The organism is Streptomyces sp. S186, assembly GCF_051603415.1.
GTDB lineage: Bacteria > Actinomycetota > Actinomycetes > Streptomycetales > Streptomycetaceae > Streptomyces.
This window is the reverse complement of record NZ_CP193932.1, coordinates 2,618,739-2,632,313: the sequence shown is the minus strand read 5'-3', so window position 1 is coordinate 2,632,313 and position 13,575 is coordinate 2,618,739. Positions and strand designations below refer to the sequence as shown.

The window sequence follows — 13,575 nt, the reverse complement described above, 5'->3', positions numbered from 1 at the left end:
CTCCTGTCACTGCCGTCACCTGCCCCCCCCATTCTCATACATCTGTCTGAGATGCCGGCCACGAAGGCGTGACAGCTGTCGATGGCCGGAAAGTGGCGAGATCCTTAAATTTCAGGTGGCTCATCTTGCCGCCGCGAGCGCCCGATCGGCGTTGGCTCAGGCATTTTTGTCATCCTGAATCGTGGAGGTGCCCCATGCTGGGTCCCGTGCTCCTCGCCGCCGCGCGCAGCGACAGCATCCGCCGCGTCGTAGCGGCCGCTCCGGTCACCCGCCCCGTGGTGGACCGCTTCGTCGCGGGCGAGCGCCTGGACGAGTCGATGGCGGCCGTACGGAACCTCGCCGCGCGCGGCATGGAGGTCACCCTCGATTACCTCGGCGAGGACATCACCGACCCGGCCGAGGCGTTGCGCAACCGCGACGCCTACCTCCAGCTCGCCGCCGCCCTCAAGGAACTGGGCCTGGGCACCAGGGCCGAGATGTCGGTGAAGCTCTCCGCGTTCGGGCAGGCGCTGCCCGGCGGGCACGACCTCGCGCTGCGCAACGTCACTCCGGTGGTCGAGGCCGCCGCCGAAGCCGGCACGACCGTGACGCTGGACATGGAGGACCACACCACCGTCGACTCCACCCTCGCCGTCCTCGGGGCGCTGCGCGAGCGGTTCCCCCAGACGGGCGCGGTGCTCCAGTCCTATCTCTTCCGCACCGAGGACGACTGCCGGGCGCTGGCCGGGGAAGGCTCTCGGGTACGGCTGGTCAAGGGCGCGTACAAGGAGCCCGCGGCGGTCGCGTTCCAGGACAAGCAGGAGGTCGACCGGGCCTATGTGCGCTGCCTGAAGATCCTGATGGCCGGGCAGGGCTACCCGATGATCGGGTCCCACGACCCGCGGATGGTCGCCGTCGCCCAGGAGCTGGCCCACCGCAACGGCCGCAAGCCCGCCGACTACGAGTTCCAGATGCTGTTCGGCATCCGCGAGGCGGAGCAGCGGCGGCTGGTGGAGGAGGGCCACCGGATGCGGGTCTACATCCCCTACGGAACGGACTGGTACGGCTACTTCATGCGGCGCCTCGCCGAGCGCCCCGCCAACCTGACGTTCTTCCTGAGGTCCCTGGCGACCCGCGGCTGACGGAATCGGGGTGCCCCCGCGGGCACCCTGCTGACCGGCTCATTTGAGACGGGATTGACTGTCTCTTTTGGTGCCATATGGGTAGAACCTCGACAGAGGGACATCCCGACGGCGCCACTCGCAGCCGGCCACCCGCCGTGGCAGCGGCCTCGGCATGACCGACGTACACCGACGTACGACAACGAAACGATCGAGAACGACGATCGCAAGCGTAAGGAGACACGGCCACCATGGACGCTGTGACCCAGGTCCCCGTGCCGGTGAACGAGCCGGTGCACAGCTACGCCCCGGGCAGCCCGGAGCGATTCCGCCTGGAGGCCAAGCTCAAGGAGCTGGCCGGCAACCCCATCGAGCTGCCCATGACCATCGGCGGCGAGCGGCGGATGGGCGGCGGCGAGCGCTTCGACGTCGTACAGCCGCACCACCACTCCGCCCGCCTGGGCACCTACGCCAACGCCACGGTCCAGGACGCCCAGGACGCGGTGGACGCCGCGCTGGCCGCCGCCCCCGCCTGGCGCGCGATGTCCTTCGACGACCGCGCCGCGATCATCCTCAAGGCCGCCGACCTGCTGGCCGGCCCCTGGCGCGAGACGATGGCCGCCGCCACCATGCTCGGCCAGTCCAAGACCGCCCAGCAGGCCGAGATCGACACCCCCTGCGAGCTGGTCGACTTCTGGCGCTTCAACGTCCACTTCGCGCGCCAGATCCTGGCCGAGCAGCCCCCGGTGAACGCCCCCGGCGTGTGGAACCGCTCGGACCACCGCCCCCTGGAGGGCTTCGTCTACGCGATCACCCCCTTCAACTTCACCGCGATCGCCGGCAACCTCCCCACCGCCCCCGCCCTCATGGGCAACGTCGTGGTCTGGAAGCCGTCCCCGACCCAGACCCTCGCCGCGGTGCTGCTGATGCGCCTGCTGGAGGAGGCCGGCCTGCCGCCGGGCGTCATCAACCTCGTCACCGGCGACGGCAAGGACGTCTCCGAGGTGGCCCTGGCCCACCCCGACCTGGCGGGCATCCACTTCACCGGCTCGACGAAGACCTTCCAGTACCTGTGGAAGACGGTCGGCACCAACATCGAGAAGTACAAGACCTACCCGCGGCTGGTCGGCGAGACCGGCGGCAAGGACTTCGTCGTCGCCCACCCGTCGGCCGACCGCGCCGTCCTGAAGACCGCGCTGACCCGCGGCGCCTTCGAGTTCCAGGGCCAGAAGTGCTCCGCGGCCTCCCGCGCCTACGTCCCGGCCTCCCTGTGGAACGCCGGGTTCAAGGAGGAGTTCGCCGCCGAGGTCGACGCCCTGAGCATGGGCGACGTCACCGACCTGGCGAACTTCATGGGTGCCGTCATCGACGAGCGGGCCTTCGCCAAGAACAAGGCGGCGATCGACCGTGCCAAGGCCGACCCGACCGTCGAGGTCGTGGCCGGCGGCACCTACGACGACAGCGTGGGCTACTTCGTCCGTCCGACGGTCCTGGTCTCCACCGACCCGGAGAACGAGATCTTCAAGGACGAGTACTTCGGCCCGATCCTCGGCATCCACGTCTACGACGACTCGGTCGAGGGCGGCTACGAGGCCATGCTCGACCAGATGGAGTCCGCCTCGGCCTACGGCCTGACCGGCGCCGTCATCGCCCAGGACCGCGCCGCCGCCGCCCGCACCTGCGAGAAGCTGCGCTTCGCGGCCGGCAACTTCTACATCAACGACAAGCCCACCGGTGCCGTGGTCGGCCAGCAGCCGTTCGGCGGCGGGCGCGCCTCCGGCACCAACGACAAGGCCGGCGCCAAGCAGAACCTGATGCGCTGGACCTCCACCCGCTCCATCAAGGAGACCCTGGTCCCGCCGACCGACTACCGCTACCCGCACATGGGCTGACGCCCACCCGCACGGCCGCGGCCCGGCACTCCTTCGGGGGTGCCGGGCCGCGGCCGTCGGCGCACCCCAGGACCGCCTCCTGAGCTGCGGCGGAACGGCTCCGGGTATGATCGCCGTCTCAAATAGTAGGAAGCCCAAGTAATTGTGCAGACAACACGGCCGGGCTGTCCTAGCTTTGTAGGAGCCGAACGATCGCTGCATCCAGCGAAGGCGGATGCGGCCCGGCGCGCCCGCGCAGGTGACCCCTGCGGCGCCGTGGCCCCCGCCCCTCCGGCCGTTGGCACCACCACCCCTCTTCACCTCACCCTGCACTGCTCGGGGCTTTGGCATTGGAGACGCGCATCATGGCCGAGACCATCGTCCGCAGGACCCGTCACTCCTCCCGTCAGACCAGCGACGCCGACCGCCGCAACGCCGCGGCCGCCCTCCAGCGCGCACTCGACCGCCGCGACAACGGCGGCGCGACCGGACACTGAGCACGCCGACCCCGCACCGGGGCGCACTGTCCGCATGCCGGACGTTACGTGTCAATCCATGGGACGGAGAGTAGGGTCCAGGCATGTCTCGCAGCATTCGCCTCGCAGTGATCCCCGGTGACGGAATCGGCCAGGAAGTCGTGGCGCAGGGCCTGAAGGTCCTCACCGCGGTCCTCCCGGAGGACGTCAAGCTCGAAACCAAGGAGTACGACCTCGGGGCCAAGCGCTGGCACCGCACGGGCGAGACCCTGCCGGACGCGGAACTGGCCGCGCTCAAGGAGCACGACGCGATCCTGCTCGGCGCGATCGGCGACCCGTCGGTACCCTCCGGCGTCCTGGAGCGCGGGCTGCTGCTCAAACTCCGCTTCGCCTTCGACCACTTCGTCAACCTGCGCCCCTCGAAGCTCTTCCCGAACACCGCCACCCCGCTGGCCGGGCGCCCCGAGATCGACTTCGTCGTCGTCCGCGAGGGCACCGAGGGCCCGTACACCGGCAACGGCGGCAGCCTGCGCACCGGCACCCCGGCCGAGGTCGCCACCGAGGTCAGCGTGAACACCGCCTACGGCGTGGAGCGCGTGGTCCGGGACGCCTACGAGCGGGCCAAGGCCCGCCCGCGCCGGAAGCTGACCCTGGTCCACAAGAACAACGTCCTGGTCCACGCCGGCCACATGTGGAAGAAGATCTTCGACCGGGTCGGCGAGGAGTACCCCGAGGTCACCACCGACTATCTGCACGTCGACGCGGCGACGATCTTCTTCGTCACCCAGCCCGAGCGGTTCGACGTGATCGTCACCGACAACCTCTTCGGCGACATCCTCACCGACCTCGCCGCGGCCGTCACCGGCGGCATCGGCCTGGCCGCGTCCGGCAACATCAACCCCACCGGCGCGTTCCCGTCGATGTTCGAGCCGGTGCACGGCTCCGCGCCGGACATCGCCGGCACCGGCAAGGCCGACCCGACCGCCACGATCCTCTCCGTCGCCCTGCTGCTGCGCCACCTCGGCCATGAGGAGCAGGCCGCCCGCATCGAGACGGAGGTCGCCGCCGACCTGGAGGCCAGGGACGGGACGGTGCGCAGCACCGACGAGATCGGTGACGCGATCGCGGCACGCGTGGCGGGCTGACGCCCGACGCACCCGCGGGACCCCAGCGCCGGGCCGGTCACGGTCCGGCGCTGCCGCGTCGAGGCGGGCGTGCACACCGGCGTGCACACCGGTTCCGGCCGCGGAGGCCCGCGCGCGATAATCGGACGAGGGTCCGCCGTCCGGCGGGATACTCAGGCGCAGCCGGCGCAGGTATCGGACCACGCAGTGAAGGACACGGATACATGACGACGCCCACGATCGAGCTCAAGCCCTCCTCGCACCCGCTGCCCGCGGCGGAGCGGGAGCGGATCCTGGCCGCCCCCGGCTTCGGCCGCCACTTCACCGACCACATGGTGACGATCAAGTGGACCGAGGGCCGCGGCTGGCACGACGGGCAGCTCGTGCCGTACGGTCCGCTCTCGCTCGACCCGGCGACCAACGTCCTGCACTACGCGCAGGAGATCTTCGAGGGCCTGAAGGCGTACCGCCAGCCCGACGGCCGCGTCGCCACCTTCCGCCCGGACGCCAACGCCCGGCGCTTCCAGGCGTCCGCCCGCCGGCTGGCCATGCCCGAGCTGCCGGTCGAGACCTTCGTCGAGGCGTGCGACGTGCTGGTGCGGCAGGACCAGGACTGGGTGCCGCCGCACGGCGGCGAGGAGTCGCTGTACCTGCGCCCGTTCATGATCGCCACCGAGGCCGGGCTGGGCGTCAGGCCCGCCGCCGAGTACCTCTTCGTCGTCATCGCCTCGCCGGCCGGCGCGTACTTCCCCGGCGGCGTCAAGCCGGTCTCCATCTGGCTGTCCGAGGACCGGGTGCGGGCCGTCCCCGGCGGCATGGGCGACGCCAAGACCGGCGGCAACTACGCCGCGTCGCTGCTGGCCCAGGCCGAGGCCGCGGCCCGCGGCTGCGACCAGGTCGCCTACCTCGACGCGGTGGAGCACACCTGGGTCGAGGAACTCGGCGGGATGAACCTCTACTTCGTCTACGGTGACCGGATCGTCACCCCGAAGCTGACCGGCTCGCTGCTCGCCGGCGTCACCCGCGACTCGCTGCTCTCCGTCGCCCGCGACCTGGGCTACGAGGCGGAGGAGGGGCGGATCTCCATCGACCAGTGGCAGCGGGACTCCGCCGAGGGCACGCTCACCGAGGTCTTCGCCTGCGGCACCGCCGCGGTGATCACCCCGGTCGGCACGGTCAAGCGCGACGGCGCCGAGTGGACCCAGTCCGGCGGCGAGCCGGGCGAGGTCACGCTGAAGCTGCGTGAGGCGCTGCTGGACATCCAGCGCGGGGTCACCGAGGACGCCCACGGCTGGCGGCACCTCATCGGCTGAGGCCGAAACGGAGAACGAGGCCGCCCCGGCGCGATGCCGGGGCGGCCTCGGTGTGCGTACGGACGGGCCGACGGTTCATCCGATCTCCGCGGGCGCCTCCCGCGCGGCCGTGGCGCCGGCCGCACCGGCGGCGCGCAGCGGCGGGACCGGGCGCGGCTGCCCGGCGACCAGCGCGAGGTAGGCGAGGGCGGCGGTGGCGAGCAGGAAGCTCATGTCGATCCCGCCGGTGTACTTCAGCAGCGGCCCCTCGTAGGGGGAGCCCGCGCCCAGCAGGCCGACCGTGGAGCCCAGCGCCCAGGCGACGGTGGCCCGGACGTTCCAGCCGGCCCGGAACCAGTACACGCCGCCGATCGTGCCGCGGTTGTAGACCTGGAGCGAGTCCGCGTCGTAGACGCCGCGGCAGCGGACGAAGCCGAGCACGGTGATGACCGCCCACGGGGTGCCGATGGCGGTCATCAGGAGGACGAAGGACGGCATCGCGTTCTGCGCGTCCCACAGGAAGTGGCCGGCGTAGACCAGCGCGGTGGAGAGGCCGGCGACGACGTAGGTGGCCTGGGTGCGGGTGGCGCGCGGCAGGATCGCGTCCAGGTCCAGGCCCATGCTGTAGAGCATCAGACCGGAGTTGCCGGCCGAGCCGGCCGAGGCGTTGAGCAGCAGGAAGACCAGGTACCACAGGGGCGCGCCGGCGACCAGCGGGCCGGCGAAGTCGGAGCCGGCGCCGACCGCGAGCGCGCTGAACGTCCCGAACAGCTGCGGCACCAGCAGGCCCAGCACCAGGCCCAGGTAGGTGGCGCCGTAGACCGCCCCTGGGCGGTGGCGGCGGGGCGAGATGTAGCGGCTGTAGTCGCCGAGCAGGGTGATGAAGGCGATCGGGCCGCTCAGTCCGGCGGAGACCGCGGAGAGCAGCCAGGTCTGCCAGTAGCCGCCCAACGCGTAGGGCACGCCGTGCACCGGGGCGGTGGAGAAGTGGTGCGCGTAGGCGAAGACGCCCACGATCAGCAGCAGCGTCAGGCCGACCGAGAGCACCTTGCTCAGCCGCAGCAGCACCTTGTAGCCGTAGACCGCGCCGACGGCGGTGGCCGCCGCCAGCACCGCGTAGACGACCGTGTACGCCGCCCCGTCCGCCGGCAGGCCGAGCAGGCGGTGCAGAGCGCCGACCATCGCGTCCCCGCCGACCCAGAGGGTCAGCGCGGTGTAGCCGAGCGAGAGCAGCAGGCCGATCACCGAGCCGATGAGCCGGCCGCGGACGCCGAAGAAGGCGCCGCTGCTGGTGGAGAGGTTGGTCGCGCTGCGCAGCGAGACCAGCGCGAGCGGCGCGGTCAGCAGCGCGCCGACCAGGGTGCCGGCCGTGAGGGAGGTGACCGAGCCCCAGAAGCCGAGGCCGAAGGAGACCGGCAGCCAGCCGAAGATCACCACGCCGAGGGCGAGGTTCGAGCCGAGCAGGATCGAGACCAGGTCGCGCGGACCACTGGTGCTCCCCCAAGCTCTCAACTTCGTTCGAGCAGGGAGGTGCCCCCCTGTCATCCGGGATGGTGTCGACTCCGCGTTGTTCTATCGGCATGAGGGCTCCCCTGAGAGGCCGGAACAGAGATGAGAAGCGGTGCTGGGCGCGGTGCTCCGTCGTGGACAAGGGCTTCGTTCGGCGGTGCCTACGAAGCGCGTGCTCGCTGCCGCGAGATCATTTGAGTGATGCTCTAAAAAGGATCAGTTCAAGCCACGTTCCAGAGCGACGCTCAATATGAGGCACCGTTGCTGCCCAGGTCAATGGTTTCGGAATGACGAATTCCGAGTTAGAGTGACGCTCAATTCGCGACGCTCGATGCGCACGGGAGGAAGTGATCGGATGCGGCTCACCCCCACGGAACGCGACCGGCTGCTGCTGTTCGGCGCCGCCGAACTGGCGCGGGCGCGCCGGGCCCGCGGACTGAGACTCAACGTCCCCGAGGCGACCGCGCTGATCGCGGACACGGTCTGCGAGGCGGCGCGGGACGGGCGCCGCCTCGCGCAGGCCATCGAGGCGGCCCGCGCCGTGCTCGGCCCGGAGGACGTCCTGCCGGGCGTGGCCGACATCGTCACCGAGGTGCACGTCGAGGCCGTCTTCGACGACGGCTCCCGGCTCGCGGTGGTCACCGACCCGATCGGCGCCGGGCCCGCCGCCGGGACCGGCGAGGAGCCGGCGCCCGCGCCCGGCGCCGTGCTGCCCGGCCCCGCCGGCCCGGAGCCCGAGCCCGCCGTCGTCGTCGCGGTGCGCAACACCGCGACCGTGCCGATCAGCGTCACCTCGCACTTCCACTTCTTCGAGGCCAACCCCCGGCTGGCGTTCGACCGCGCCGCCGCCTACGGCATGCGGCTGTGCGTCCCGGCCGGCTCGTCCGTGCGGTTCGACCCCGGCGGGTCCTCGGAGGTCGGCCTGGTGCCGATCGGCGGCGCCCGGATCGCGATCGGCTTCGCCGGCCTGGTCGACGGCCCGCTCGACGCGCCGGGCGCCAAGGCCGAAGCGCTGCGGCGGGCCGCCGCCTGCGGCTACCTGGGAGCGGAGGAGCAGGCATGACCATCGACCCGCACGAGTACGCCTCGGTGCACGGCCCGCGGGCCGGCGACCGGGTGGTCCTCGGCGACTCCGGACTCGTCGTCCGGGTCGAGTCCGACTCCCAGAAGCCCGGCGACGAGTTCCTGGCCGGCTTCGGCAAGACCGCCCGCGACGGACTGCACCTCAAGGCCGCCTCGCTCCGCGAGACCTGCGACATCGTGATCAGCAACGTGCTGGTCATCGACGCCGTCCAGGGCATCCGCAAGACGTCCGTCGGCATCCGCGAGGGGCGCATTCACGCCATCGGACGGGCCGGCAACCCCGACACCCTCGACGGGGTCGAGGTCGTGGTCGGCACCGGCACGTCCATCGTCTCCGGCGAGGGCCTGATCGCCACCGCGGGCGCCGTGGACACCCATGTCCACCTGCTGTCCCCCCGCGTCATGGAAGCCTCGCTCGCCTCCGGAGTGACGACCGTCATCGGCCAGGAGTTCGGCCCCGTCTGGGGCGTCGGCGTCAACTCCCCCTGGGCGCTGGGCCACGCCTTCGGCGCCTTCGACGCCTGGCCGGTCAACATCGGCTTCCTGGGCCGCGGTTCGTCCTCCGGCGAGGCCCCGCTCGTCGAGGCGCTGGCCGAGGGCGGCGCCCTGGGCTTCAAGGTCCACGAGGACATGGGCGCGCACGCCCGCGCCCTGGACACCGCGCTGCGGGTCGCCGAGGAGCACGACGTCCAGGTCGCCCTGCACAGCGACGGCCTCAACGAGTGCCTCACCGTCGAGGACACCCTGCGCGTCCTGGACGGCCGCACCATCCACGCCTTCCACATCGAGGGCTGCGGCGGCGGACACGTCCCCAACGTCCTGAAGATGGCCGGCGTGCCGAACGTCATCGGCTCGTCCACCAATCCGACCCTCCCCTTCGGGCGGGACGCGGTCGCCGAGCACTACGGCATGATCGTCTCGGTCCACGACCTGAAGACCGACCTGCCCGGCGACGCCGCCATGGCCCGCGACCGGATCCGCGCCGGCACCATGGGCGCCGAGGACGTCCTCCACGACCTCGGGGCGATCGGCATCACCTCCTCCGACGCCCAGGGCATGGGCCGGGCCGGCGAGACCGTCCGCCGCACCTTCGCCATGGCCGGCAAGATGAAGGCCGAACTCGGCCCCACCGACGGCGACGGCGCCCACGACGACAATGCCCGGGTGCTCCGCTACCTCGCCAAACTCACCATCAACCCCGCCATCGCCCATGGCCTCTCGCACGAGATCGGCTCGATCGAGGTCGGCAAGATGGCCGACCTCGTGCTGTGGAAGCCGCAGTTCTTCGGCGCCAAACCGCAGCTGGTCCTGAAGTCCGGCTTCCCCGCCTACGGCGTCACCGGCGACCCCAACGCCGCCACCGACACCTGTGAACCCCTCGTGCTCGGCCCGCAGTTCGGCGCGCACGGCGCGACCCCCGCGGAGATCTCGGTGGCCTTCGTCGCCGGCGCCGCGGCCGCACAGGGCGGCGACACCCTGCCCAGCCGCCGGCGCCGGGTCGCCGTCCGCGGCACCCGCGGCATCGGCCCCCGCGACCTGCTCCGCAACTCCCGGGTCGGCGACGTCCAGGTCGACGCACGCACCGGACTGGTCACCCTCGACGGCGACCCGGTGCGCTCCGAACCCGCCGACACCGTCTCGCTGTCCCGGCTGTACTTCCTCTGACGCCACCGCCGTACCGCCGTGCCGGCCCGCCACCCCACCCCGTCCGCCCCGCGACCCCGCGCGCACCTCACCACGACCGAGGACCCGTATGAACACCCCCGCCGCCGACGGCTTCCGCATGCCCCCCGAGTGGGCCCCGCACGAGCGCACCTGGATGGCCTGGCCCGGCCCCAACTTCACCTTCGGCGCCGAGGGCGGCGAGACACTCGCCGGGGCCCGCCGCGCCTGGGCCGCCGTCGCCCGCGCCGTCCGGCGGTACGAACCGGTCACCGTCGTCGCCGGCTCCGGCCGGCTGGACGGCGCCCGCGCCCTCCTCGGCCCCGGCATCGACCTCGTCGAACGCCCCCTCGACGACGCCTGGATGCGCGACATCGGCCCCACCTTCCTCACCAACGGCCGGGGCGAACTCGCCGCCGTGGACTGGGTGTTCAACGGCTGGGGCGCCCAGGAATGGGCCGCCTGGGACCGCGACGCGAAGATCGCCGAACAGGTCGCCGGGCTCGCCGGTGCCCGCCGCTACGCCACCTCCCTCGTCAACGAGGGCGGCGGCATCCACGTCGACGGCGAGGGCACCGTCCTGCTCACCGAGACCGTGCAGCTCGACCCGGGCCGCAACCCCGGCCGCACCAAGGAGGAGGTCGAGGCCGAGATCCACGCCCACCTCGGCACCACCAAGGCCATCTGGCTGCCGCGCGGCCTGTACGCCGACTACGGCCGGTTCGGCACCCGCGGGCATGTGGACATCGTCGCCGCCTTCGCCCGCCCCGGCGTGGTCATGGTCCACACCCAGCCCGACCCCGACCACCCCGACCACGCCATCTGCAACGAGATCGCCAAGATGCTGCGCGCCGCCACCGACGCCCGCGGCCGGCAACTGGAGGTCGTCGAGATCCCCGCCCCCACCGTCCTGGAGCAGGACGGTGAACCGGTCGACTACTCCTACATCAATCACCTGCAGTGCAACGGCGGCATCGTGCTGTGCGCCTTCGACGACCCGCGCGACGAGGAGGCGGCCGCGCTCTTCCGCCGGCTGTTCCCCGACCGCACCGTCACCCTCGTCGACGCCCGTACGATCTTCGCAGCGGGTGGCGGCATCCACTGCATCACCCAGCAGCAGCCCAAGGTCTGACCACCAGGCCCGTCCCGACCCCGGAGGTCCCCGTGCCCGGTCCCGTACGCCGTCCCCGGCGGCGGCTCAGCCAGCCGCGCGAACAGGTGCTGGCCGCCGCGATGGCCACCATCGCCGCCGAGGGCCTGGACCGGCTGACCATGGCGGGACTGGGCCGCGAGGTCGGCATGAGCAGCGGCCACATCCTCTACTACTTCGGTACCAAGGACGAGCTGCTGCTCCAGACCCTCCAGTGGAGCGAGGAGCAGCTCGGCACCGAGCGCCGGGCCGCCCTCGCCCGCCGGGTCTCCGCCCGCGAACGGCTCGACGCCCTGATCGACCTCTACCTCCCCGAAGGCCACCGCGACCCCCGCTGGACCCTGTGGCTGGAGGTCTGGGTCCGCTCCCAGAACGCCGACGACGAGACCCGCGAGCGCCAGCTCGACCTGGAGCTGGCCTGGCACCGCGACCTGGTCGCCCTGCTGGTCGAGGGTGCCTCCAAGGGCGAGTTCCGGCCCGTCGACGCGGAACGCCTCGCCACCCGCACCCGGGCCCTGCTCGACGGCTTCGGCACCCACCTCGTCGTCGGCCTCCCCGGCACCGACCGCGCGCAGGTCCGCGAGGAGGTCCGGCACTTCCTCGACGAGGCCCTCACCCCGCCCCCGGCCTGACGCCCGCGCCCCGCCGCCGTGACCGCAACGCACGCAAGTACGCGGGATCGTTGCCGACCCGGCCCTTGCCGACCGGCCCGCTCTCCGCGACCGTGATCGGCTATGGGACGAGAGCAATGGAAGAAGATCTGGGTCGGCTCGGCCGGCAACATGGTCGAGTGGTTCGACTGGTTCGTCTACGCCAGTTTCGCGGTGTACTTCGCCGACGCGTTCTTCCCCAAGGGGAACGACACCGCCAACCTCATGAACACCATGGGGATCTTCGCCGTCGGCTTCTTCATGCGCCCGGTCGGCGGCTGGCTGCTCGGCCGGGTCGGTGACCGCCGGGGCCGCAAGGCCGCGCTCACCCTCACCGTGACCCTGATGTCCGCCTCCGCCGTCCTGATCGCCGTCGCCCCCACCTACGCCGTCGCCGGCTACGGCGGGATCGCCGTGCTGCTCGTGGCCCGGATGCTCCAGGGACTCTCCGTCGGCGGCGAGTACGCGGCCAGCGCCACCTACCTCACCGAGGCGTCCGCGCCGGACCGCCGCGGCTTCGCCTCCAGCTTCCAGTACGTGTCGATGACCGCCGGCCAGCTGCTGGGCCTGGGCCTGCAGATCATCCTCCAGCGCGGCATGTCCGAGCAGGCGCTGCACAGTTGGGCCTGGCGGATCCCGTTCATCGTGGGCGCGCTCGGCGCCGGCATCGTCTTCTACCTCCGCCGCAGCATGCTGGAGGCCGACGTCTACGCCGACGACGACCACGCCCGGAACGACCCCGACCGCGGCACCATGAAGGCCCTGTGGGCCCACAAGCGTGAGGCGTTCCTCGTCGTCGCCCTCACGATGGGCGGCACGGTGGCGTACTACACGTACACCACCTACCTCACCAAGTACCTCTCGGGCACCGCCGGACTGTCCAAGCCCACCGCCTCCCTGGTGAGCTTCTGCGCGCTGTTCCTCTTCATGTGCCTCCAGCCGCTGGCCGGCCGGCTCTCCGACCGGATCGGCCGCCGCCCGCTGCTGATCACCTTCGCCCTCGGCTCCACCTTCCTGACCGTGCCGATCATGACGCTGCTCAAGCACGCCGGCAGCTTCTGGCCGGCCCTCGGCCTCTCCCTGCTGGCCCTGCTCGTCGTCACCGGCTACACCTCGATCAACGCCTGTGTGAAGGCCGAGCTGTTCCCCACCGGCATCCGCGCGCTGGGCGTCGCCCTGCCCTACGCCATCGCCAACGCCCTCTTCGGCGGCACCGCGGAATATGTCGCCCTGTGGTTCAAGAACGGCGGCATCGAGTCCGGCTACTACTGGTACGTCTCCGGCTGCGCGGCCGTCTCCCTGATCGTCTACCTGACGATGCGGGAGACCCGGACCATCGACCTGCACCGGGTCGGCAGGGGCAGCGGCGACGGCAGCGCCGAGCGCGTGCTCGCATCCTGAGACGAACGAGAGCACGGGGCGGTCGTGTGCCAGACTGCCCCCGTGCTCTCGTTCGCCATGATTATTGGCAGCAGGCGCGCCGGTCCGCAGTGACCGTCCCGTACGAACCGAGTACGGCGCGGCCATCGTCGTCCCCGACCCGCGCGCAGACCTCTCGCACCCGCGAGAGGTCTTTTCGTTTCCGGGCCCACCCGTGCACCGGAGGCGGAGCGCGAGGGATCATGGAGGGACGGTGGAACCGGTCATTCCGGTAGACC

General features: G+C 71.7%; 10 protein-coding genes and 1 pseudogene. 10 read left to right on the top strand and 1 reads right to left on the bottom strand.

Annotation, left to right across the window (positions count from 1 at the left end; genetic code table 11):
• Positions 1 to 194 precede the first annotated feature (194 nt).
• The 5 genes from ACRAS8_RS10805 to ACRAS8_RS10785 all read left to right on the top strand — a co-directional run bounded on the left by ACRAS8_RS10805 (position 195) and on the right by ACRAS8_RS10785 (position 5,884).
• A complete protein-coding gene (locus ACRAS8_RS10805) occupies positions 195 to 1,121 on the top strand; it encodes a proline dehydrogenase family protein (RefSeq protein ID WP_438485720.1) in 927 nt (308 codons plus the stop codon).
• A gap of 230 nt (positions 1,122 to 1,351) precedes the next feature.
• The gene (gene pruA, locus ACRAS8_RS10800) at positions 1,352 to 2,992 is read left to right on the top strand and encodes an L-glutamate gamma-semialdehyde dehydrogenase (RefSeq protein WP_438485719.1); all 1,641 of its coding nucleotides are present in this window, start codon (positions 1,352 to 1,354) and stop codon (positions 2,990 to 2,992) included.
• Positions 2,993 to 3,336: 344 nt separating this feature from the next.
• Positions 3,337 to 3,468 (top strand): hypothetical protein, encoded by a 132-nt coding sequence (locus ACRAS8_RS10795; RefSeq protein ID WP_438485718.1) that lies wholly within the window; start codon positions 3,337 to 3,339, stop codon positions 3,466 to 3,468.
• A gap of 83 nt (positions 3,469 to 3,551) precedes the next feature.
• The gene (locus tag ACRAS8_RS10790; protein WP_438485717.1) at positions 3,552 to 4,592 is read left to right on the top strand and encodes a 3-isopropylmalate dehydrogenase; all 1,041 of its coding nucleotides are present in this window, start codon (positions 3,552 to 3,554) and stop codon (positions 4,590 to 4,592) included.
• A 203-nt stretch (positions 4,593 to 4,795) separates the two neighbouring features.
• Positions 4,796 to 5,884, top strand: coding sequence for a branched-chain amino acid aminotransferase (locus ACRAS8_RS10785; RefSeq protein WP_438485716.1), 1,089 nt, complete (start codon positions 4,796 to 4,798; stop codon positions 5,882 to 5,884).
• Between the two features lie 75 nt (positions 5,885 to 5,959).
• Here ACRAS8_RS10785 and ACRAS8_RS10780 read toward each other — a convergent pair.
• Positions 5,960 to 7,445, bottom strand: a pseudogene (locus ACRAS8_RS10780) (cytosine permease).
• Between the two features lie 282 nt (positions 7,446 to 7,727).
• Here ACRAS8_RS10780 and ureA point away from each other — a divergent pair.
• The 5 genes from ureA to ACRAS8_RS10755 all read left to right on the top strand — a co-directional run bounded on the left by ureA (position 7,728) and on the right by ACRAS8_RS10755 (position 13,318).
• Entirely contained in the window at positions 7,728 to 8,435 is a 708-nt protein-coding gene (gene ureA, locus ACRAS8_RS10775) for an urease subunit gamma (RefSeq protein WP_438485715.1), read from the top strand.
• Positions 8,432 to 10,120, top strand: a complete 1,689-nt coding sequence (locus ACRAS8_RS10770) for an urease subunit alpha (RefSeq protein WP_438485714.1) — start codon at positions 8,432 to 8,434, stop codon at positions 10,118 to 10,120. The genes ureA and ACRAS8_RS10770 overlap by 4 nt, the downstream gene beginning before the upstream one ends.
• An 88-nt stretch (positions 10,121 to 10,208) precedes the next feature.
• Positions 10,209 to 11,249: an agmatine deiminase family protein gene (locus ACRAS8_RS10765; protein WP_438485713.1), complete on the top strand. Its 1,041-nt coding sequence runs from the start codon at positions 10,209 to 10,211 to the stop codon at positions 11,247 to 11,249.
• A 32-nt stretch (positions 11,250 to 11,281) separates the two neighbouring features.
• On the top strand, positions 11,282 to 11,899 hold the full coding sequence (locus tag ACRAS8_RS10760) for a TetR/AcrR family transcriptional regulator (protein WP_438485712.1): 618 nt from the start codon (positions 11,282 to 11,284) through the stop codon (positions 11,897 to 11,899).
• Positions 11,900 to 12,001: 102 nt separating this feature from the next.
• Complete coding sequence (locus ACRAS8_RS10755) at positions 12,002 to 13,318, top strand: MFS transporter (RefSeq protein WP_438485711.1); 1,317 nt, start codon at positions 12,002 to 12,004, stop codon at positions 13,316 to 13,318.
• The last annotated feature ends 257 nt before the right edge of the window (positions 13,319 to 13,575 follow it).